The organism is Dactylosporangium sp. NPDC050588 (assembly GCF_040654975.1).
In the GTDB taxonomy this organism is placed as follows: domain Bacteria; phylum Actinomycetota; class Actinomycetes; order Mycobacteriales; family Micromonosporaceae; genus Dactylosporangium; species Dactylosporangium maewongense.
In genome coordinates this window covers 142,137-163,996 of sequence record NZ_JBFAJA010000009.1, presented here as the reverse complement: position 1 = coordinate 163,996, position 21,860 = coordinate 142,137, and the positions used below count along the sequence as shown (strand labels likewise).

Annotated in this window: 19 protein-coding genes and 1 pseudogene; 6 read left to right on the top strand and 14 right to left on the bottom strand. The window is 73.5% G+C overall.

From position 1 onward, the window contains the following. The first annotated feature begins 121 nt into the window (after positions 1 to 121). Positions 122 to 5,278 carry a DEAD/DEAH box helicase gene (locus AB0I21_RS08475; RefSeq protein WP_360559701.1) on the top strand — a complete coding sequence of 1,719 codons (5,157 nt, stop codon included), beginning with the start codon at positions 122 to 124 and terminating at the stop codon, positions 5,276 to 5,278. Positions 5,279 to 5,585: 307 nt separating this feature from the next. Further along, entirely contained in the window at positions 5,586 to 6,056 is a 471-nt protein-coding gene (locus AB0I21_RS08470; RefSeq protein ID WP_360559700.1) for an oxidoreductase, read from the top strand. A gap of 19 nt (positions 6,057 to 6,075) precedes the next feature. On the opposite strand, the gene AB0I21_RS08465 is transcribed toward AB0I21_RS08470, so the two are convergent. The 4 genes from AB0I21_RS08465 to AB0I21_RS08450 form a co-directional block, all read right to left on the bottom strand. Next, positions 6,076 to 6,402 carry a GNAT family N-acetyltransferase gene (locus tag AB0I21_RS08465; RefSeq protein WP_360559722.1) on the bottom strand — a complete coding sequence of 109 codons (327 nt, stop codon included), beginning with the start codon at positions 6,400 to 6,402 and terminating at the stop codon, positions 6,076 to 6,078. Positions 6,403 to 6,815: 413 nt separating this feature from the next. Next, a complete protein-coding gene (locus AB0I21_RS08460; RefSeq protein ID WP_360559699.1) occupies positions 6,816 to 8,021 on the bottom strand; it encodes a cellulase family glycosylhydrolase in 1,206 nt (401 codons plus the stop codon). A 70-nt stretch (positions 8,022 to 8,091) separates the two neighbouring features. Continuing rightward, positions 8,092 to 8,934 (bottom strand): SAM-dependent methyltransferase, encoded by an 843-nt coding sequence (locus AB0I21_RS08455; protein WP_360559698.1) that lies wholly within the window; start codon positions 8,932 to 8,934, stop codon positions 8,092 to 8,094. Positions 8,935 to 9,042: 108 nt separating this feature from the next. After that, positions 9,043 to 9,819 (bottom strand): SAM-dependent chlorinase/fluorinase, encoded by a 777-nt coding sequence (locus AB0I21_RS08450; protein WP_360559721.1) that lies wholly within the window; start codon positions 9,817 to 9,819, stop codon positions 9,043 to 9,045. Between the two features lie 12 nt (positions 9,820 to 9,831). Here AB0I21_RS08450 and AB0I21_RS08445 point away from each other — a divergent pair, with 12 nt between their 5' ends. The 4 genes from AB0I21_RS08445 (at position 9,832) to AB0I21_RS08430 (ending at position 12,986) form a co-directional block, all read left to right on the top strand. Then, on the top strand, positions 9,832 to 10,767 hold the full coding sequence (locus AB0I21_RS08445) for an LLM class F420-dependent oxidoreductase (protein ID WP_360559697.1): 936 nt from the start codon (positions 9,832 to 9,834) through the stop codon (positions 10,765 to 10,767). A gap of 9 nt (positions 10,768 to 10,776) precedes the next feature. Next, positions 10,777 to 11,589 (top strand): DNA-formamidopyrimidine glycosylase family protein, encoded by an 813-nt coding sequence (locus AB0I21_RS08440; RefSeq protein ID WP_360559696.1) that lies wholly within the window; start codon positions 10,777 to 10,779, stop codon positions 11,587 to 11,589. A 55-nt stretch (positions 11,590 to 11,644) separates the two neighbouring features. Continuing rightward, complete coding sequence (locus AB0I21_RS08435; RefSeq protein ID WP_360559695.1) at positions 11,645 to 12,121, top strand: carbohydrate-binding protein; 477 nt, start codon at positions 11,645 to 11,647, stop codon at positions 12,119 to 12,121. Positions 12,122 to 12,197: 76 nt separating this feature from the next. Next, a complete protein-coding gene (locus AB0I21_RS08430) occupies positions 12,198 to 12,986 on the top strand; it encodes a hypothetical protein (RefSeq protein WP_360559694.1) in 789 nt (262 codons plus the stop codon). A 29-nt stretch (positions 12,987 to 13,015) separates the two neighbouring features. Here AB0I21_RS08430 and AB0I21_RS08425 read toward each other — a convergent pair whose 3' ends face one another. The 10 genes and pseudogenes from AB0I21_RS08425 to AB0I21_RS08380 all read right to left on the bottom strand — a co-directional run bounded on the left by AB0I21_RS08425 (position 13,016) and on the right by AB0I21_RS08380 (position 21,691). Then, entirely contained in the window at positions 13,016 to 13,768 is a 753-nt protein-coding gene (locus tag AB0I21_RS08425; RefSeq protein WP_360559693.1) for a hypothetical protein, read from the bottom strand. Between the two features lie 33 nt (positions 13,769 to 13,801). After that, on the bottom strand, positions 13,802 to 14,665 hold the full coding sequence (locus tag AB0I21_RS08420) for a PspA/IM30 family protein (protein ID WP_344507793.1): 864 nt from the start codon (positions 14,663 to 14,665) through the stop codon (positions 13,802 to 13,804). A 156-nt stretch (positions 14,666 to 14,821) separates the two neighbouring features. Continuing rightward, on the bottom strand, positions 14,822 to 15,610 hold the full coding sequence (locus AB0I21_RS08415; protein ID WP_360559692.1) for a hypothetical protein: 789 nt from the start codon (positions 15,608 to 15,610) through the stop codon (positions 14,822 to 14,824). 756 nt (positions 15,611 to 16,366) lie between these two features. Next, the gene (locus AB0I21_RS08410) at positions 16,367 to 16,843 is read right to left on the bottom strand and encodes a helix-turn-helix transcriptional regulator (RefSeq protein ID WP_344507797.1); all 477 of its coding nucleotides are present in this window, start codon (positions 16,841 to 16,843) and stop codon (positions 16,367 to 16,369) included. 99 nt (positions 16,844 to 16,942) lie between these two features. Continuing rightward, positions 16,943 to 17,428, bottom strand: a complete 486-nt coding sequence (locus AB0I21_RS08405) for a CinA family protein (RefSeq protein ID WP_360559691.1) — start codon at positions 17,426 to 17,428, stop codon at positions 16,943 to 16,945. A 228-nt stretch (positions 17,429 to 17,656) separates the two neighbouring features. Next, positions 17,657 to 18,217: pseudogene (pgsA, locus tag AB0I21_RS08400) on the bottom strand (CDP-diacylglycerol--glycerol-3-phosphate 3-phosphatidyltransferase); the annotation flags it as partial. Then, positions 18,214 to 19,644, bottom strand: coding sequence for a 30S ribosomal protein S12 methylthiotransferase RimO (gene rimO, locus AB0I21_RS08395; protein ID WP_344507801.1), 1,431 nt, complete (start codon positions 19,642 to 19,644; stop codon positions 18,214 to 18,216). The pseudogene pgsA and the gene rimO, both read right to left, overlap by 4 nt. Positions 19,645 to 19,672: 28 nt before the next feature. Further along, positions 19,673 to 20,116 (bottom strand): DUF3291 domain-containing protein, encoded by a 444-nt coding sequence (locus tag AB0I21_RS08390; RefSeq protein WP_360559690.1) that lies wholly within the window; start codon positions 20,114 to 20,116, stop codon positions 19,673 to 19,675. Positions 20,117 to 20,141: 25 nt separating this feature from the next. After that, positions 20,142 to 20,753, bottom strand: a complete 612-nt coding sequence (locus AB0I21_RS08385; RefSeq protein WP_360559689.1) for a helix-turn-helix domain-containing protein — start codon at positions 20,751 to 20,753, stop codon at positions 20,142 to 20,144. 8 nt (positions 20,754 to 20,761) lie between these two features. Beyond that, entirely contained in the window at positions 20,762 to 21,691 is a 930-nt protein-coding gene (locus AB0I21_RS08380; protein WP_360559688.1) for an AEC family transporter, read from the bottom strand. Positions 21,692 to 21,860: the final 169 nt, after the last annotated feature.

The following is a 21,860-nucleotide window of genomic DNA, read 5'->3' as shown; positions in this document are numbered from 1 at the left end:
CTGTGTTCTGGGGATTGGTGCATCTTAGCCAAATTCCCCCTTTCGTACAAATCGGACTAATCCTATCGGCGGCGTCGGCCGGGCAGGGGAAAGTGTCATACCCCGGGGGCAGGATGGAGGCATGGACGAGCTGGGTCGGTTCGGTGCGGCGACGCGGGAGTGGTTCGGTGCGGCGTTCGCGGCGCCCACCGCCGCGCAGGCGGGCGCGTGGCAGGCGATCAGCGCCGGCCGGCACGCCCTCGTGGTCGCGCCGACCGGCTCCGGCAAGACCCTGGCCGCGTTCCTGTGGTCCCTCGATCAGTTGGCGGCCCGGCCAGACGTCGAGGCGGCGAAGCGCTGCCGGGTGCTGTATGTCAGCCCTCTGAAGGCGCTGGCGGTCGACGTCGAGCGCAACCTGCGGGCACCCCTCGCCGGCATCAGGCAGGCGGCGGCGCGACTCGGGCAGGAGCCGCCCGACATCAGGGTCGGCATGCGCACCGGTGACACCCCGGCCGACGAGCGGCGCGCGTTCACCAAGACCCCGCCCGACATCCTGATCACCACGCCCGAGTCGCTCTTCCTGCTGCTCACCTCGCAGGCCAGGGAGTCGCTGCGCAGCGTCGAGACGGTCATCGTCGACGAGGTCCACGCGGTCTGCGCGACGAAGCGCGGCGCGCACCTGGCGCTGTCGCTGGAGCGGCTCGACGCCCTGCTGGAGCGGCCCGCGCAGCGGATCGGCCTGTCCGCGACCGTCCGCCCGATCGAGGAGACCGCCAGGTTCCTCGGCGGGTCCGCGCCCGTCGAGGTCGTGCAGCCGCCCAGCGCCAAGACCATCCAGGTCGAGGTGCAGGTGCCCGTCGAGGACATGACCGCCCTCGGCGAGGCCGACCCCTCGCAGGACGACGACGGGGCGCCCAGGCAGGCGTCGATCTGGCCCGCCGTGGAGGAGCGGGTCCTCGACCTGATCGAGGGCCACCGCTCCACGATCGTGTTCACCAATTCGCGACGCGGCGCGGAGCGCCTCTGCGCCAGGATCAACGAGCTGTCCGCGGTCCGTGCCGGTGTCCCCTCACCCACCCCGCCACGGACGCCGGCGGAGATGATGGCGCAGGCCGGCACCGCCAACGGTGCCGCGCCCGTCGTGGCGCGCGCCCACCACGGCAGCGTCTCCCGCGAGGAGCGCAAGCACATCGAGGAGGCGCTCAAGTCCGGCCAGCTGCCGGCCGTCGTCGCCACCTCCAGCCTGGAGCTCGGCATCGACATGGGCTCCGTCGACCTGGTCGTGCAGATCGAGGCGCCGCCGAGCGTCGCCGCCGGCCTGCAGCGGGTCGGGCGCGCCGGGCACCAGGTCGGCGCCGTGTCCCGCGGTGTGGTGTTCCCGAAGCACCGCGGCGACCTCGTCTCGTGCGCCGTGGTCGCCGAGCGGATGGTCGAGGGCGGCATCGAGGAGCTGCGCTATCCGCGCAACCCGCTGGACGTGCTCGCCCAGCAGATCATCGCGATGGTCGCCATGGAGCCGTGGCACGTCGACGAGCTGGCGGCCCTGGTGCGCCGCACCGCCGTGTTCGCCGAGCTGCCCGAGTCGGCGCTGTTCGCGGTGCTCGACATGCTCGCCGGGCGCTATCCGTCGACCGCGTTCGCCGAGCTGCGCCCCCGCATCGTGTGGGACCGCACCGACGGGGTCCTCACCGCCCGCCCCGGCGCCCAGCGCCTCGCCGTCACCAGCGGGGGCACCATCCCCGACCGCGGTCTCTTCGGCGTGTTCCTGGCCGGCGCGGAGAAGGCCGCCCGCGTCGGCGAGCTCGACGAGGAGATGGTCTACGAGTCCCGCGTCGGCGACGTGTTCCTGCTCGGCTCGACCTCGTGGCGCATCGAGGACATCACCCCCGACCGGGTGCTGGTCTCCCCCGCGCCGGGCGCCGCCGCGAAGATGCCGTTCTGGAAGGGTGACTCCCCCGGCCGCCCCGTCGAGCTCGGCCGCGCGATCGGCGCCCGGCTGCGCGGCTTCGTCAAGGCCGGCGACGAGGCCGCCCACCAGCAGCTGCGCAGCGGCGGGCTCGACGAGTGGGCCGCCGACAACCTCCTGGCCTACCTGCGCGAGCAGCGCGAAGCGACGCGTCACCTGCCCGACGACCGCACCGTGCTGGTCGAGCGGTTCCGCGACGAGCTCGGCGACTGGCGGATGACCGTCCACTGTGTCCTCGGCGCCCGGGTCAACGCGCCGTGGGCCCTGGCGATCGCCCGCCGGCTCAACGAGCGCTATGGCGTCGACGCGCAGGTCATGCCCAGCGACGACGGCATCGTGGTCCGCCTGCCCGACGTCGCCGACGAGCCGCCCGGCGCCGACCTGGTCGCGTTCGACCCCGACGAGATCGCCGGCATCGTCGAGGAGACCGTCGGCACGTCGGCCATGTTCGCCGCCCGGTTCCGCGAGTGCGCCGCCCGCGCCCTGCTTCTGCCCCGCCGCGACCCGCGCCGCCGCCAGCCGCTGTGGCAGCAGCGGCAGCGCTCCGCCCAGCTGCTCGACGTCGCCCGCGACTATGCCGACTTCCCGATCACCCTCGAGGCCGCGCGGGAGTGCCTGCAGGACGTGTTCGACGTCGCCGGGCTCGTCGGCGTCATGCGCGACATCGCCGGGCGCAAGCTGCGCCTCGTCGAGGTGGAGACGCCGCGGCCGTCACCGTTCGCCCGGTCGCTGCTCTTCGGCTATGTCGGCGCCTTCCTGTATGAGGGTGACGCACCGCTCGCCGAGCGCCGGGCCGCCGCGCTCGCCCTCGACCCGACGCTGCTCGCCGAGCTCCTCGGCCGGGTCGAGCTGCGCGACCTCCTCGACCCCGAGGTCGTCTCCGAGACCGAGCGCACCCTGCAGTGGCTCGGCGACCAGCGCACCCCGCGCGACGCCGAGGACGTCGCCGAGATGCTCCGCGTCCTGGGCGACCTGTCCGACGCCGAGCTCACCGCCCGCGGTGCCGACCCCGCGTGGGCGGCGGAGCTGGGCGCGCAGCGCCGCGCCATCCAGGTCCGCGTCGCCGGGGAGGCCCGCTGGATCGCGGTCGAGGACGCGGCCCGCTTCCGCGACGCCCTCGGCGTGGCGCTGCCCGTCGGCCTCCCCTCCGCCTACCTGGAGCCGGTCGCGGACCCGCTCGGCGACCTCGTCACCCGCTATGGCCGCACGCACGCGCCGTTCACCGCGGCGACCTGCGCGGCCCGCTTCGGGCTCGGCGTCTTCGTCGTCGAGCAGGCGCTGCGCCGCCTGCCGGCGATGGTCTCCGGCGAGTTCACGCCCGGCGGCGCCGGCACCGAATGGTGCGACGCCGAGATCCTGCGGCTGCTGCGCCGCCGGTCCCTGGCCGCGCTGCGCCGCGAGATCGAGCCCGTGCCGCCCCGAGCGCTGGCCCGCTTCCTGCCGCAGTGGCACCAGGTCGGCTCGTCCCGGGCCCGGGGCATCGACGCCGTCGCCGCCGCGGTCGAGCAGCTCCAGGGCATCGCCATGCCGGCATCCGCCCTGGAGCGGCTGATCCTGCCCGCCCGCGTCGCCGACTACACGCCCGCCTACCTCGACGAGCTGTGCGCGTCCGGCGACCTGCTCTGGTCCGGGGGCGGCGCCATCGGCGAGCACGACGGGTGGGTCAGTCTCGCGTTCGCCGACACCGCGTCGCTGCTCCTCCCGCCGCCCACCGATGTCGGCGGCCCGGTCCACGCCGCGATCCTCACCGCGCTCGCGGGTGGGCAGGCCTTGTTCCTGCGGACGCTGGCGGAGCGGGTCAACGAGATCCTCGCCTCCGCTCCGCCACCTTCCGCGGTGGGCAGGGAGCTGCCGCCCGCAGCCGGGTCGTCGTCGAAGGGAGGCGCGAGTTCGCCCTCTGCGGCTGGGTCGTCGTCCAGGGGCGGCGCGAGCCCGTCATCTGCCGCTGGGTCGTCGTCCAGGAGCGGCGCGAGCCCGTCATCCGCGACTGGGTCCTCCGCGGCCGAAGGCCGGGCGCGTCCGGGCGGGAAGGGCGTCAGGTCATCGGCATCCGGTGGCGAGTCGATGCCCTGGTCGGCGCCCGGCGGCGGGTCCGTGGCGAGGCCAGCATCCAGCGGCGATGCCGGGGCGGCGCCGGCATCCGGGGACGGGTCCGTGGTCTCGTCGGGGGCCGGTGGGCCGACGCCTTTGTCTGAGCCTGACAACGGAGCCGTGGCCTTGCCCGCAGCGGGCGACGAGGCCACCGCGCGGGGGCGTGCGGGCGGTTTCGCCGGTGGCGCGGAGCCTGATGCGGTCGTGCCGCCGCCGGTTCCTGTCGCCAGGCTGCGGAGGGCGAAGGCGGCACCCGGCTCGATCAGCGAAACCCTGCGCGGCGTCGAAGCGTCGCTGCACGCCGGGTCGGCGGGCTCACGCGACGCCGGCGGTCCGGGTGGGGACTCGGACGGTTGGGGTGCGCCGGGGTTCGTCAGCGAGGCGGAGGTGCTCGACGCGGTCTGGGACCTGGTGTGGGCCGGGCAGCTGTCCAACGACACGCTCGGTCCGCTGCGGGCGAAGCTCGGTGGCGGTGGAGCGCACAAGGCGAAGCCGGCGGCGCCGCGGTCGCGGTACCGGCGCGCGGGCATCGCGGCGGCGCGGGCGTCGCTCGCCGGCGGGCGGTCAGGGCCGCCGACCGGGGCCGGGCGGTGGCACCGGTTGCCCGATCGGGACCTCGACCCGACCCGCCGGGCGACTGCCAACGCCGAGCTGCTCCTGGACCGGCACGGGATCGTCACCCGTGGGGCGGTGATGGCCGAGGATCTGCCGGGGGCGTTCGCCGGCGTGTATCCCGTGCTCGCGGCGATGGAGGAGCGGGGCGCCGCACGGCGGGGCTACTTCGTGGAAGGTCTGGGCGCGGCGCAGTTCGCGCTGCCGGGGGCCGTCGACCGGTTGCGGGGCGGCACCGACACCCGCGACGCGTTGGTGCTCGCCTCGACCGACCCAGCCAATCCGTACGGGGCCGCGCTGCCCTGGCCCGAGCGGGTCGTCGACGCCGGTGACGGTGAGCGCTCCGGGCACCGGCCGGGGCGCAAGGCGGGCGCGCTCGTCGTCACGGTCGGCGGTGATCTCGTCATCTATGTGGAGCGCGGAGGGCGGACGCTGCTGTCGTACGTCGAGGACACCGAACTGCTCGTGCTCGCCGCGAAGGCCCTCGCCGACGCCGTCCACGGCGGTGCGCTCGGCGCGATGTCGGTCGAGCGTGCCGACGGGGAGTCCATCCACGCGTCGGCGCTCGGCGACGCGCTGTCGGCGGCCGGGTTCCGGACCACCCCGAAGGGACTCCGCCTGCGGAACTGATCCACACCCGATCAAGCGCTCCACCTACGGAGCTGAGCCACCCACCCGACCGAACGCACCACCCACAGAGCTGAGCCACCCACCCGACCGAACGCACCACCTACGGAGCTGAGCCACCCACCCGACCGAACGCACCACCTACAGAGCTGAGCCACCCACCCGACCGAACGCACCACCCACGGAACTGAGCCACACCAGATCAAGCGCTCCACCCGCAGAGCTGAACCGCACCCAGCTGGACGCTTCGGCTGCGGAGCTGGCGACCGGCACGCGACCATCGCGTGTGACCACGGAAGGAGACGGCGCGATGAGTGAACTCGCGGGCGAGCGACGGGTCTCGCTGTTCGAGCACGCCGGTGGCGCCCCGGCGTTCCAGGCGCTGGCGGCGGCGTTGCATGAGCGGTGCCTTGCGGATCCGGTGCTCAACCATCCGTTCGGGCATCCGGGGCAGCATCCTGAGCATGTTCAGCGGCTCGGGACGTACCTGGCCGAGGCGTTCGGCGGTCCGCCCGCGTACTCGCAGACGTGCGGCACCCACTTCGGCGTGCTCGACCTGCACGCGCGGATGGGCGCCGAGGACGACCTCGGGGAGCGGTTCGTGCGTTGCTTCGTGCTCGCGTGCGACGACGCCGGACTGCCCGCGGACCCGGAGTTCCGGGCGGCGCTGCGTGACTATATGACCTGGGCGGCGGCGGACGTCATGCAGTACTCGCCGCCGGACTCCCAGGTGCCCGCCGACGTCATGATGCCGCACTGGACCTGGGACGGACCGCGGTGAGCCGGCCCGGCGGCACGGGTCAGACCGGCCCGGCGCGGCGCTCCAGCTGGATGATCTCGTCGCCGTCGAAGAGGTGGGTGGTGCGGCCGTTCGGGACGTAGCCGGCGGCGGCGTAGAGGCGTTGGGCGCGTTCGTTGGATCGGCGGGTCCACAGCGTCGTGCGGGTGTAGCCGAGGGCGTGGACCGCGCGGAGGAGGTGCTGTCCGTAGCCGTTCGACCAGTGGGAGGGGTGGACGAACACCATCGACACGTGACCGTACCCGGGAATCAACGCACCCTCGCCGTCGTCGGCGCGCCCCGGCTCGACCAAGGCCATGCCGACCACCGTCCCGGCCTCGGCAGGCATCGCCCCGGTTCCGCTCGCCGCCGCCGCGTCCAGCGCCGGAGCGGTCGCGGACCCGTCCTGTCCGGCCGTCGAACCAGCGGGTGCCGACCCGGCGCCGGCGAGCGCGTCCGCAGAACCCGAGCGTTCGGTCGGGGAACTGGCAGGTCCGGCGAGTGACGGTCCAGACTCGGACGGAGCTGGAACAGCCACCAGACCAGCAGACCCGGCCACGGAACCGGCAGGGCCGGACGCGGGGGCGGTGGAGGGGGGCGTGGGCAGGGTGGCGATCAGGACCTGGGCGTCCGGGGCGGCCAGTTTCTCGCGGACGCGCGCAAGACGTTGTGGGGTCGGCGGGAGGCCGCGGGCGGCGTTCGCCGCGTGCCAGACGTCGGCTGCGGCGGGCAGGTCGGCGGGGTGGGCGGAGCGGACGGCGATCACCCGGACGATTGAAGCACCTGACGGGTCAGTGGGGTCAGTCGCTGGCAGAGGGTGGGATGGGGCCAGGTGACGTCGCGGAGCTCGTCTGCGTAGGAGCTCCAGTAATGGCCGCTGCCGTCGTGGTCGAAGTAGGCGTGGGACTCGTACGCGACGCGGTGCAGCGGGTCGTGGATCCAGGCACGCGGGTGCATGAGGCCCCACGAGGGCGGGCCCATCGGCATGTAGCCGCTGACGAGCAGGGCGCGGCGGTCGTCGATGGCGCGGAGGGCGTCGACGGTCTGCTGGGCGGCGCGCTCCCAGATCAGGGCGCCGGCGCGGCCGTCGGCGGCGAGGCGGGTGGGCTCGTTGAGCAGGCCCAGGCCGATGACGGCGGGGTTGTCGGCGGCGGGGGCCATGCGGCGCCAGAAGTCCGCCAGCGCGGTGGTCGGCAGGCCGGGGGCGCCGAGGCGCAGCAGGGTCTGCTGGTGGCGGCCGCCGCCGAGGGCGAAGTCGCCGTACCCGTGCAGGTCCAGCACGACGAGGAGGCCGGCGGCGCTGGCGTGGTCGAGCGCGAGGCGGACCCGGGCGACCTCCTCGGAGGACAAGGGCCCGAATGGGACGGGCTGGAGGCGTTCCCAGTTGACGGCGAGGCGGACGAGGCGGATGCCGCGCGAGGCCAGGAACTCGTAGCTGGAGGGGGTCTCGTACGTGTAGTCGTCGCCGTACCGGCCGGGGTTGGCGCTGCCGAAGCCGCCGTTGACCTCGGAGGTGGCGAAGGAGCCGGCGGCCAGGTTGACGCCGCGGAGGTAGCCGGCGGAGGTGCCGTGGCGCTCGACGACGTGGGCCTGCGGGCCGACGACGTCGACGTCCATGCCGTGCGCGACCGGGCGGTAGACGGCCATCGGATAGTTGGCCGGCCAGGTGCCGGCCGCCCAGGCGGTGACGGGCAGCCCGACGGCGTCGGCGGCGTTGTACCAGGCCTCGGCGACCGCGGACCACTGCGCCGCGTCGCGGTCGGCGGGCCAGCCGATCTCCCCGATGAACCCGGTCGCGTTGTTGCGGCGCAGCCAGGCGGAGAAGTTGGCCAGCCCGGCGACGGCCCTGGCCTGGACGATGTCCGTGGTGCACACCGTCTGCAGGGCGCGCGGCCACGACACCGGCACCACCAGCCCCGTCACGAGCAGCAGCAGCACCATCGCCAGCGCCGGAGCTTTGCGAGCCACCGCACGCCACTGCCCGGCCGCCCCCGGGTCACACCCCCGGGAACCCCGAAAAGCGGCTCACAGGCCGGGCCTAGGCCTTCCTGGCCACACCTCCGTAGACGGAGACCTGGGTGTCGGTGACGTCGGGCGAGACCTCGGCGTCGGGGCGCCACTTCGTGACGAGCGGCAGGCCGGGGTCGACGAGCTCCAGGCCGGTGAAGAACCGGGCGATGTCGGCGTGCGGGCGGACCTGCATCGTCACGCCCTGGCGGGCGTAGATGGCGGCGACGTGCTCCCAGGCGACGGGGTCGAAGTCGCCGGTGAGGTGCGACAGCGCGAGGTAGCTGCCGGACGGAAGGGCGTCGACGAGCTCCTGCACGATCCGGTACGGCTCGTCGGCGTCGCCCACGAAGTGCAGGATCGCGATCAGCAGCAGGCCCACCGGCTGGTCGAAGTCGATGGCCTCGCGCAGCTGCGGCGAGTCCAGGATCCGGCGGGTGTCGCGCAGGTCGGCGTCGATGTACTCGGTGCGGCCCTCGGGCTTGCTGGTCAGCAGCGCGCGGGCGTGGGCGAGGACGATCGGGTCGTTGTCGACGTAGACGATCCGGGAGTCGGGCGCGATCGCCTGGGCGACCTCGTGCACGTTGGGTGACGTCGGGATGCCGGTGCCGATGTCGAGGAACTGCCGGATGCCCGCCTCGCGGGCCAGGTACTCCACCGCGCGGCGCAGGAACGCCCGGTTCTCGCGCGGGGGGATGCGACTGTTGGGGTTGGCCCGCAGGCCGGCCTCGGCGGCGCCCCGGTCGGCGGGGAAGTTGTCCTTGCCGCCCAACAGAAAGTCGTAGACCCGGGCCGGGTGTGGCCGGTCCGTCTGCAGGTCGACCGGCTCGTGGGCCTCGTCGGGCTTGGGCTTCATCCAGTCGGCGCCTGACATGTCCTACTCTCCGCCAGTTGTGATGCCATGTGTGATCGATCGGACGGCTGGATCATATGCCGGGACATCACCCTCCGTCACTCTCAACCACGTGCGGCGACGATGAGGCTACGGGGCGTGAGCGATGGTCACGCGGTCGCCGGCCCGGACGCCGAGCAGCTCGGCGGCGCTGCCACCGTTGACCGCGACGGCCAGGTAGCCGGCGGAGTCGGTGAACACCACGAGCCCGCCGGCGGGCGCGTCGCCGAAGGTGCCGCCCGAGACGGCCGGCGCGCCGTTGACGGTGACCGAGCCCCTGGGGAAGGAACCGGGCGAAGCCAGCTGCAGGTTGCCGAACCGGTCGACCGTCAGTACCGAGGCCACCACACCGGACGGCGTCACGTCCAGGAACGGCCGCGGTAGTCGTACAAGAGCCGCGGTGGCACTTCCTGCCAGGGACAGGTCGGCGCCCGCGGCGAGGCGGGCGGCCACCGGGGCGAACACGTCGCGGCCGTGGAAGGTGTGCGACACGTCCGGCGCGAACCATGCCGCGTTGGTGAGGTGGACGGCGCGACGGATGCCGCCGAGGGCCTCCGCCGCCGGGATCAGCAGCCCGTTGTCCGGCCCGACGAGGAACCCGCCGTCCGCGGCCTCGATCGCGATCGGCCGGCGTGCGGTGCCGACCCCGGGATCGACGACGGCGAGGTGTACGCCGCGCGGCAGCGACGGCACGGTCTGTGCCAGCACGTGCGCCCCTCGGCCGACGTCGCCGGGCGGCACGAGGTGCGTCACGTCGATGACCCGCGCGGCGGGCGCCAGGCGGGCGATCACCCCGTGGCAGGCCGCGACGAACCCGTCCTCGAGCCCGTAGTCGGTGGTGAAGGAGATCCAGGGGTCCATCAGGATAGTGTCGGACGCATGCGGCTCTGCGTGTTCATCGAACCTCAGCTCGGCGCCACGTACGAGGACCAGCTCGCCTTCGCGCGGCACGCCGAGCGGCTCGGCTTCGAGGGCTTCTTCCGCTCGGACCACTACATGGCGACCCGCGGCGGGGCGCCCGGCCCGACCGACTCGTGGGTGACGCTCGGCGCGCTCGCCCGCGAGACGTCCACGATCCGCCTCGGCACGCTGGTGTCCTCGGCGACGTTCCGGCTTCCGGGGCCGCTCGCGGTGGCGGTGGCGCAGGTCGACGCGATGAGCGGTGGCCGGGTCGAGCTGGGGCTCGGCACCGGCTGGTTCGAGCGGGAGCACCTGGCGTACGGGGTTCCGTTCCCCCCGGTCGGCGAGCGGTTCGACCGGCTGGAGGAGCAGCTGGAGATCGTGACCGGGCTGTGGGCGACGCCGGACGGCGCCACGTTCAGCTACCAGGGCCGCCACTACGACCTCACCGACTCGCCCGCGCTGCCGAAGCCCGCGCAGCGGCCCGGCCCGCCGATCATCGTGGGCGGCAAGGGCCTCAAGCGGACCCCGCGGCTGGCGGCGCGGTTCGCCGACGAGTTCAACGTGCCGTTCTCGAGCCTGGCGGAGACGACCGCGTCCTACGACCGGGTCGTCGTCGCGATCGAGGCCGAGGGGCGCGACGGGCGGGCGCCGATCGTGTTCTCGTTCGCCCAGACGATCGTGTGCGGCGCGACCGAGGCGGAGATCCGGCGGCGGGCGGAGGCGTCCGGGCTCGACCCGAAGGGTCCGCCGGCGTCGGGCGGGCAGCTCTACGGCACGCCGGCGCGGGTGGCGGAGCAGCTGGCCGACTTCGTGAAGGCGGGCGCGTCGCGGGCGTTCCTGCAGGTGCTCGACCTGCACGACCTGGAGCACCTCGACCTGCTCGCCACGGAAGTGGCGCCGCTGCTCCCATAAGCTAGGACGGTGCCCGAAGGCGACACCGTCTGGAACACCGCCCGCGTGCTCGCCGACGCCCTGGACGGTCACGAGCTGACCCGCAGCGACTTCCGGGTGCCGAAGCTCGCGACCACGGACCTCGCCGGCTGGCGGGTGCACGAATCCGCCAGCTACGGCAAGCACCTGCTGCTCCGCCTGACCCGCGAGCCCGACCGCGCCTACACGCTGCACTCGCATCTCCGGATGGACGGGGCGTGGCGCACGTACCGCCCGGGCGAGCGCTGGACCGGCCGCCCCGCGCACCTGATCCGGGTCGCGCTGCACACCGCGACGGCCGTCGCCGTCGGCTTCCACCTGCACGAGCTCGCACTGGTGCCGACCAGGGACGAGCGCCAGTTGATCGGCCACCTCGGGCCCGACTTGATGGGCGACGGCTGGGACCCGGCGGAGGCGGTCGCGCGGCTCGCCGCCAGGCCCGACCGGCACGTCGCCGACGCCCTGCTCGACCAGCGCAATCTCGCGGGCATCGGCAACCTGTACAAGGCCGAGGTCCTGTTCCTCAGGGGTGTCAACCCGTGGACCGAGGTCGGCGCGGTGCCGGACCTGCCCGCGATGGTGGACCTGGCGCACCGGCTGCTGAACTCCAACCGGGGCCGCTGGACGCAGACGACGACCGGTTCGCTGCGCCGCGGCGAGACCAACTGGGTGTTCGAGCGCGCCGGGAGGGAATGCCGTCGATGCGGCACCCGGATCGAGCGCTGGACCGGCGGCGACCACGACCGGATCACGTACTGGTGCCCGCGCTGCCAGCCGGTTGTCTCCGCGACACCTGGCCCGTAGGCTGCGAACTCGCTGGTCAGGCGAGGGAGTGCTGGGCGTGCACGGAGTTCACCGGTTGGGTCCGACAGATCGGACGCTGCTGTGGGGCACGGCGGCGCTGATCGTGTTCACGCTGGGTGCCGTCACGGTCGCGCGCTCGAACGGCGGACCGGTCGTGGGCGCCGACGACACCCACCTCTGCTACAACTCCGCGGGCGTCGGGGCCGCCTGCCTGCCGCCGGCTCCCACCGGTTTCGACGAGGCCACTGTACCGTCAGCGCCTACATCCTCACCCGTAGTCACCACTCCCGCCGAGGTGGTCCGCTCGTCTGCCGTCCCGCCTTCGCCAAGCTCGAAACCGCCCTCATCCACCGCCGCAACGCGGTCTCCAGCGGCGAAGAAGACCGTCCCGGCGTGGGCCGTGGGCGTCGCCTACCAGGTCGGGGCGCAGGTGGCGTACCAGGGCGGCGTCTATGCGTGCAGACAGGCGCACAGATCACAGTCGGACTGGTCACCGGCCGCCGCGCCCGCGCTGTGGAGTCGGCTGTCGTGAGGCTCACGCCCCCGCACTGATCGTTGCGGGCACGCGGTAGGGTCTTGGGCGTGACGCTGGGTGTGGTGTTGTACCGGTGCATCACCGGCTGAGCCGGCGGGGGTTGTTCGCCGCCTCGGCCGCCACGCTCGTGGCTTCCGCGCTCGGCGCCTGCGACGGCACTCCGCTCGCCTCCGCGACCCCGGCCCCGACCCTGCGACCGCCCGACGGCACGCCGCTGGCCGTCTGGGAGCTGACCGGCGGCCTGGTCGGCACGGCGATGCTCGCCCTGCGCGCGCCCCGCCTCGTCGTCTTCGGTGACGGCGACGCGATCGCCGACGCCGCGTACCGGTCCCGCCTCGACCCGGACGCGCTGCAGACCCTCGCCGCGGGCCTGCTCGCCGACCTGGGCTCCAGCGACGCGCAGAAGCCGCGGTCCGCGGCGCCGACGATCCTCAACGCGCCCGTGACGAGGGTGAGCACGTGGTCGCCGTCGGGGCCGCTCGCGTTCACCGCCGAGGGGTTCGACGAGCTGAAGACCGACCACGTCTACGCCGACGTCCTGTACGACGCCCGCGACCGCCTCGCCGCCGTGCACAAGTCGGTGGCGGCGACGGCCCAGCCGTACCTGGCGGACCGGGTGCGCCTCGTCGCGATGCCGGTCGACGGCGAGCCCGCCACCGTGAACCCCTGGCCGGCCGACGTGAAGCTGCCCGCCCCCGACGCCGGCGGCCTCCGCAAGGCGGACCTGTCCGGCGAGGACGCGCGGGCCGTGGTCCGCACCCTGACCCGGGACCTGGACCAGCGCGGCGCCTGGCCCGCGTACACGTCGGCGTCCGGCGACACGGTCAGAGCCAGCTGGCGCTACCTGCTCCCCAACGAGTAACCGCCGCGCGGCGCGTGGGACGCGGCGCTTCAGGCGGTGCTGGCCCGCGGGGTCGAGCGCAGGTCCGACATCGCCTCGGCGACACCCTTCAGGAACGCTGTCGCATCCGCCAGATTGCCGATCGTGGCGCTGTCCTCGGCGACACAGCCGGCCGCCGCCGTGACGAACTGCTCATACGCCGACACGCCCTGCTCCAGCTGCGCCGCCAGGGACGCGTGGGCGGGCCGGAGCGAGTCGCCGGCCGGGCCGAGGCTCATGGCACGCTCGACGGACGCGGTCCGCTGGGCCAGGTCGCGCAGCGACTGCTCGGCGACGGTCGCGTCGAGCACGGCGGCCTCCGCGTGCGGGCCGAGCCGGCCGACCAGCCCGGCGAGCATGGCCGAGGCGCGGTCGAGGCGCCGCCACGGCTCGGCGACCGTCAGGCCGCGGAGCTTGAACGACTCGCGCTGCTTGCCGAACTCCGCGATCGCCGTGCGCCCCGCTGGCAGCTTGGCGACGATCCCGACGAGCTTCTCCCGGGCCTGGGCGCCGACGAGGGCCGGGTCGGGCTCGGGCGGCACGGGCAGGGCCCGGAAGGCCCGCAGGTCCATCCAGCGCCAGATGGCGATCGCGATGGAGCCCCCGGCACCGGCCGCCCAGAAGGCGTCGGGCAGCCCGAGGCCGCTGTACGGCACGAGAATCGCGGTGGCGCCGGTCAGCAGGCCGGCCCGCACGGACCAGCCACGCGCGGAGCGGTGCAGCCGCCGCAGTCGCTTCAGATGCTTCGCCCGCTCCGACGCCATGACCGGCACTCCCCCCAATAGACCTTGAACTCGTCAGCCGGCGCTGGCGGTGTCTCCCGCTTGCTTGTCCTTCAGGCTCGCCCGGATCTCGTCGAGGCGCGCGACGCCGGCGTCCCGCGGGCCCGGGGAGGCCGCGGCGGGCGTGCTGGGCGTCGCGGGCGCGGCGGCGAGCTGGTCGCCGGCCATGCTCGCGCGGATCTGGTCGAGCCGGGAGCTGCCGGCCATGTCGAGCGTGGTGCGCTGGACCTCCAGCATGCGGCCCTCGACGGAGTTGGAGGCGAGCTCGGCGCGGCCCATCGCGTTGGCGTAGCGGCGCTCGATCTTCTCGCGCACCTCGTCCAGCGACGGCGTGTTGCCCGGCGCGGCGAGGCCGCTCATCGACTCGAGGGACTTGGCGACGGTCTCCTGCATCTTGGCCTGCTCGAGCTGGCTGAGCAGCTTGGTGCGCTCGGCGAGGCGCTGCTGCAGCAGCATCGCGTTGTTCTCGACCGCGCGGCGGGCCTGGGCGGCCGCGTTGAGCGACTGGTCGTGCAGCGTCTTCATGTCTTCCATGCCCTGCTCGGCCGCGACGAGCTGGGTGGCGAAGATCTGCGCGGTCTGCTCGTACTCCACGGCCTTGGTCTCGTTGCCCTCGGCGCGGGCCTTGTCGGCGAGGGTGAGCGCCTGCCGGGCCGAGGCCTGCAGCTTCTCGACCTCACCCATCTGCCGGGACAGCCGCATCTCGAGCTGCCGCTGGTTGCCGATCACGGCCGCGGCCTGCTGCACCAGGGCCTGGTGCTGGCGCTGCGCCTCCTCGATCGCCTGCTGGATCTGCACCTTCGGATCGGCGTGCTCGTCGATCTTGGCGCCGAAGAGCGCCATCAGGTACTTCCAGCCCTTCACGGCGGGATTCGCCATCTCGCGGTCCTCTCTGCGCCGGCACTACAAACGTGCGGCTTCCATCGTGTCAGGCGAGCGCGAGAGCGTCACGCCCAGCGTCAACTCAAACGGTGGGATAATGCGGACAAAGCGGTGTGAAACACGTGCGACTCAGGGTGATCTCAGGGATGCGCACTACTGCACCTGCTCCCCGGTGAGCGCCGAGCGTGACAGCCGCTCCGCCTCCGCCAGACCGTCGCGCATGCCCTCCAGTCCCGCGGCGAGCTCTGCCACCTTCACCGCCGTGAGCGACGTGCCGACGTCGGACGCCGCGTGGAGGGCCAGCAGCTCGGCCATCCGCGCGACCAGCCCTTCGAGACCCAGCACAGCGGACTGCATCCGCGCGAGCAGCATCTCGCGGGCGTCGTGCAGCCGCCGTGCCACACCGAGCTGATCGGTCACCGCCCGCAGGGCCCGCTCCCGCTCCGCCCGCAACGGCCCCGCCGGCAGCCCGTCGATCCCCCGCGCCAGCTGCGCCCGGTCATGCCCGAGCCGGGCGACGTCGATGCCCGCCGACGTCCGCTCGATCAGCGTCACCTGACCGGCGAACCTGACCAGATCTCCCAGCGCCTCGGCCGCCCGCTCGTCGACCCCGGCAACCTGCACCCGCAGGACGGCGTCGGAGGGCGTCTCCGCTTGCCGATGCAGCGTCTGTACCGCCGACTCAGCCCTCCGCAGCCACCGCTCAGCGTCTCCACCACGCGCCGGCGCCGGCAGATGCCGCGCGGACCGCCTACCCGACCCCCGCCCGAACAGCGCACCGACGCCGATCCGGACGCCGTACACGACGCCGGCGACGGCAAGCCCCACCGGAATCCCGGCAAGCACCCCAGCCGGAGCGAGCGCGGCGCCGACCGCCCCACCCACTCCACCCAGCACACCGGCCGCGACGAGCCCCCAGGGCTCGGTCAGCTGCTCCTTCACACCCACAACTGCAAGTCTGCCTTCCACTGACGAGCACCGAACAAGACCGAAGCCAATCCGACTGTCAGAAGCCACCGAGCACACCCGGCGCCCCAGTGTGGCAGGCACGATCGAGTCCGCCGTGCTTCCGGATTCGCCGCGGCGTCGCCGGTACGCCCGCCGCCCCTCACCCTCCGCTTTCGACCCCACCCCCCGGGCGATCCGCCAGCCCTCTACCGCTCCGGGCCCTCGCGAGCCGCGCGACAACCCCACTCATCCGCCGACCACCTACCCCAACGCCAACACGGCGGCAACACCCCACCGGCCGCCACCCGCCAGCAGCCCCAGCCACCCCTCAGACGGGCAATACAGCCTCGACCCCAACGACCCGCACGCCCGGCACTCAGCGCCCCAACCGCGCCGCGGCAACGCCCCCGACAGGCACGGCCAGCGACCCAACGACTGCCCGAACGGCAATCCAACGCCCCGACTGCGACACGACCGACATGGCAGCACCCCGACAAGGCGCGGCCGACACGGCAGCTGCCCAACAGACACGGCCGGCAACCCAACGGCAGCCCTGGACGAGCGGTCGGACAGGTCACACGAGCAGCGGCCCGAAACGCACGCCGGCGAGGCCCTACGGCGGCACGGGCGAGCGGCACGCCAGAGACCCGAACGGCGCCTATGGCACGACCGACGGGCAAGTGGCCTTCTGGCTATGGGCAGCGTGGAGGGGCGTGTGGTCGCGGAGACGACCGGTGGCGGGCGAAGGCGTCAGGCGGCGTAGACGACTTCGCGCGGGTTGCGGGTCGCGCGCAGTGTCGTGCGGAGCGGGCCGTCGTGGCGCACCGCTACCGACAGCTTCGCGTCGGTGGTGACCTTGGTCTTCGGGCCGCTGCGGCCGGACAGCCGGGCTTCCGGCGCGGACGGGCCTGCTCCCGCGGCGGCTGGGTCGGATGCGGGCGCGGCGTCCTGCGTGGACTCGGGCGCACCGACCGGGACGAGCACGCGTGGCAGGTCCTCCGCCGTGGCGAGCGTGTCGCTCACGTCGCGCAGCACCTCGGACAGCGCGGCACCGAGCGCCTCACAGATGGCGGCCAGCAGCTCGCTGGACGCCTCCTTCTGCCCGCGCTCGATCTCGGACAAATAGCCGAGACTGACGTTGGCGGCGGTCGACACCTCGCGCAGGGTCCGGTGCTGGGCCTGCCGCCGCGCACGCAGCGCGTCACCGATCACTCGACGAAGCAGCACCTTGGCACCCCCTCTGAGGCAGTCCGCGAATGGTTCCCCGCGAAAACTGGTACCCGCCACGGTACCTGGTGCGGCGCCGATCGACACCCTACCCCGCCGTTATCGCAAGGTGATGGTAGTCGCCAGCACCTCGGCGAGGAGCGTGACGGCCGCTTCGACGGCGCCCGCGCGGACCTCGGAGCGGTCACCCGGCAGGGTGAGCTCCCGGACGGCGGCGTGCTCGGGCAGGGGTCCGGCGACGGCGACGTACACTCTGCCGACAGGCTGGCCACCCTGCGGATCCGGGCCCGCGACGCCCGTCGTGGCGGCCGCCCAGTCGGCGTCGCAACGCTCCCGCGCCCCGGCGGCCATGGCGGCCGCGACGGACGGATCCACCGGTCCGTGCGAGTTCAGCAGCGGCGGCGGTACATCCAGCAACGCCGCCTTCAAATCCGTCGCATACGCGACCATCCCACCGCGGAACACCACGCTCGCCCCGGGCACGGCGACGAACTCGGCGGCCAGCAGCCCTCCGGTCAGCGACTCGGCGACCGCGAGCGTCTCGCCCCGCCCCTGCAGCGTCGCCAGCACCTCAGCCGCACTCACGCCGTCACCTCCGCCACGTCCCGGCGCCGCGCGCACCGAAGGGAAGCCCGCGTGGGTCCAGGGCGACCAGGTCGAGCGGTCCGCTCATGCGACCGGCTCGTCCGCCACGGGCGCGACCGCCGGTGCGGCGATCGGCGTGCTCAGCATCTGATCCTGGGCGGCCAGCCGGTCGGCCTCGCCGAACGTGTCCGGCCCGCCACTCGCGGCGCTCGCGCGGCGGCGGCGCAGGGAGTCGCGGCGCACCCGGTACGCCCGCACGACGTAATCCAATCCAGTGACGACCGTCACGATGAGGGCGCCCGCCATCAGCCACGGTCCCACGGCGGCGAGCCCGTCCGGCAGCGGCGTGAGGTACCAGCCGATCGCCAGGATCTGCAGGGCCGTCTTCGCCTTGCCGCCCCGGCTCGCGGGGATGACGCCGTGCCTGATCACCCACAGGCGCAGGGCGGTGACCCCCCACTCGCGCACGAGAATGAGCACGGTCACCCACCAGGGCAGCCGGTCGTACAGCGACAGCAGCACCAACGCCGCGCCGGTCAGCGCCTTGTCGGCGATCGGGTCGACGACCTTCCCGAAGGAGGTGACCAGGTTGTACGTCCGGGCGATCCACCCGTCGACATAGTCGGTCGCCGACGCGACGACGAACGTGATGCCCGCCGCGAGCTGCCAGCCGGTGTCCGTCAGCCCGCCCGCCACGACGAAGAAGACGAAGACCGGGACGAGCACCATCCGCACGACGGTCAGGACGTTGGCCGCGTTGAGCAACGGGACGGGCTTGAGAACGGTCATGAGGCCGCCGGACTGATCATCTCGATCGGGACGGCGACCAGGTCGACGCCGACGCTGTCGACGACCCTGGCCCGGACGAGGTCACCGGGGCGCAGCGAGAACGGGTCGAGCCCGTCGCCGGCGACGAGGGTCGTGGATCCGTCGACCTCGGGTGCCTGGTGCCCGGCGCGCCCTTCGACCGAGTCGTCGAGGAGATAGTCGACGAGGACGTCGACCTGGGATCCGATCCGGTCGGAGGCACGCTGCGCGCAGAGCTCCTCGGCGAGGGCGCTCATCCAGTCGTACCGCTTCTTGATGTCGCTCTCGGACACCTTGTCGGGCAGGTCGGCGGCCTCGGTGCCGTCCTCGTCGCTGTAGTCGAACACGCCGACCGCGTCGAGGCGGGCCTCGGTGAGGAAGCGGGCCAGCTCGTCGACGTCCTCGCGGGTCTCGCCCGGGAAGCCGACGATCACGTTGCTGCGGGCGCCGGCCTCCGGGTCGAGCTTGCGCACCGACTCGAGCAGCTCCAGGAACCGCTCGGTCGACCCGAAGCGCCGCATCCGCCGCAGGACCGGCTCGCTGGAGTGCTGGAACGACAGGTCGAAGTACGGCGCGACGCCCGGCGTGGTCGCGATCGCCTCGACCAGCCCCGGCCGGGTCTCGGCCGGCTGCAGGTAGGACACCCGCACCCGCACGATGCCGCTGACCGCCGCCAGCTGCGGCAGCAGGCGCTCCAGCAGGCGCGGGTCGCCGAGGTCCTTGCCATACGAGGTGGAGTTCTCGCTGACGAGCACCAGCTCGCGGACGCCGGTGGACGCCAGCCACTCCGCCTCGGCGAGCACCTCGTCCGGGGTCCGGGACACGAACGCGCCGCGGAACGAGGGGATCGCGCAGAACGAGCAGCGCCGGTCACAGCCGCTGGCCAGCTTCAGCGGCGCGACGGGCCCCTTCTCGAGCCGCTGCCGCATCACGCCGCGCAGGTGCGCCGGCAGGTGGCCCGGCACGACCACCTCGACCGCTTCGCGGCGCGCCACCGGGGTCAGCGGCAGCAGCGTGCGCCGGTCGCGCGGCGCGTGCGAGGCGATGGTCTCGCCGGCCATGATCGCGTCGAGGCGCGCCGCCATGTCCGGGTAGTGGTCGAAGCCGAGGACCGCGTGCGCCTCGGGCAGCTCACCGGCCAGCTGTTCGCCGTACCGCTCGGCGAGGCACCCGGTCGCGACGACCTTGGCGCCCGTGTCGGCGGCGGCGAGCAGCGTGTCGATCGAGTCCTGCTTGGCCTTGGCGACGAACCCGCAGGTGTTGACGACGACCACGTCCGCGTCGGTGCCGTCGGTGGTGACCGCCCAGCCGCCGGCCGCGAGGCGGGCGGCCAGCTCCTCGGAGTCCACCTCGTTACGAGCGCAGCCGAGGGTGAGCAGGGCGACGCGACGGTCAGCATTGGCGGGCATGCTCCGAGGGTACCGGGCCGATCGGGGCTCAGGCTGCGGGGAAGGGGTCGCGGAACGTGAACGCATCGGATGACGGGCCCTTGCGTCGCAGCAGGTCCAGCCGCTCTCCCGCCTCCTCGACCGTCGGGATGTGCCCCGGCGGGATCCACCAGTTGACGGCGTACACGTCCCCGAGTGGCACGAACCACTCGCGCCGCCGTCGCAGGACGTCGAGGTGACCGCTGCGGAACGTGAAGTCCCGCAGCGTCTCGAGGCTCTCCCACACGGACAGGTTGACGAGCAGGTCGCCGCCGAACGGGCGCAGCGAGGTCGCGTCGGCCCCGCCGTCGTCGACGAGCCGCCAGACGAACCCCGGCCAGCCGTCGGCGATGGCGTTGATCCGGTCGAGGTCGCCGTAGAAGCCGGCCATGCGGGGGTCTTCCTTCGGCCCGACGGTCCGGCCGACGTTCAGCTGCGCGAGGTGGAAGGTCATGGCGTCATTCTAAAACTAACCGTGGTTATTTTTGGTACCGCCGAACGGTCACGCAGCACCCCTCCGGCCGGGGGTCGATCTGGACCCGCTCCCCGAGCGCCCCTTCCAGCAGCGCCAGGTTCGCCCCGCAGACCAGCGCCGCGTGCGTCCTCGCCACCCCGTCGAACGGGCAGTTCCGCAGCCGCCACACCGCACCGTCCTCGTACGGCTCGTACCCCAGCCCCCGCAGCAGCTCCTCGTCGCCGGTCGCGTCCCGCTTCAGGCGCTCGCCCTGCCGCCGCGCCGCCTCGTACAGGACCGGCTCCACCCCGGCCTCCTCGACGGCGTCGGCGAACACCGTGGCCAGGGTCCGGTAGTCCCGCGGCGGCAGGCTCAGCTCATGTTCGGCCGCGGCTCGCCGGTACAGCTTCGACGGCCGCCCCGCTCCGGGCCCGCTGCGCCCGTTGACCCGCGCGAACGACACGTCGACCAGTCCCGCCTCGGCCAGCCGGTCCAGATGGTGCGCGGCCAGGGTCCGCCCGATGCCCAGCCCGTCCGAGACCGCGTTGCGGCTGACCGCCTCCCCGCTGCGGGCGACGTACTCGTACACGGCCCGGCGCTGCGGCTCGGCCAGCGCTGCGATCGCATCGGCATCCACCCGACCAATCATCCCAGCAGGACAGCCACCACCGTCAGCGTCACCATCGACACCGCCGTGGACGCGACGACGGCGTCCCGCGGGAAGCGCCCGTCGACGCCGTACGCACGGGCGAACACGAACGTGTTCTGCGCGGTCGGCAGCGCGGCACACAACACCGTCGCGAACAGCCCTGCGCCGTGCAGCCCGAGGACGTACCTGGCGAGCAGGAAGCACACGAGCGGCTGGACGCACGACTTGAGCACCACCGACAGCGCCACCTCGACCGGGCGGGCGGGTGCCTGGTCGGGGTCGTTCGTGCGTACCAGCGACAACCCCAGCGCCACGAGGGCGGACGGCACCGCGGCGTCGCCGAGCAGCGCCGCGACCCCGGCCAGCAGCGGCGGCAGCTTCAGCCCCGCGGCCCCGAGCGCCACCCCGGCGACGCAGGCCAGCATGACCGGACTCCGCAGCGGCACTGTCACCAGCCGCCGCCACGCCCGCCCCTGTGCTTCTTCCACCCGAGCCAGGTCCAGCGTCCCCAGGATCACCGGCGTGAGGATGGTCGTCTGGATGAGCAGCACGACCGCGATGAACGACGCGTCCCCGAGCACCTGCACCGCCACCGGTATGCCGAGGTTCCCCGCGTTGACGTACCCGGCCGCCATGCCGGCGATGGTCTGCTCCCCCAACGATCGCCGGAACACCCACCGCGCCACCCCGAACCCGACCGCGCCCACCACCACCGTGGCACCCACAAACGCGGCGACCCCCGCCCCCGCAAGCCCGGCAACCGGCCGCCGGCTCAACGTGTCAAGCAGCGCCGCGGGCATCGCCACGTAGAACACGAACCGCCCGAGCACGTCCACCGCCCCGAGCCCCAGCACCCCGGTCCGCCCGGCGACGTAGCCGACAGCGGTAAGCGCCCAGATCGGCACGAACGCCGCTAACACCCCCACCTCACCACGGCACCCTCCCCCAGCACGACCGTCCTCACCCGCTCACCCATGTCACCCACCCGTCCCGCGCGCCGGCCCTCCCCTCGGACTGTCGCATCGTCCCCTCACCCCCCAGCACCACCCCGCCCGCAGCGTCACCTTGAGCACACGACCCACGCCCCCGCCTCCG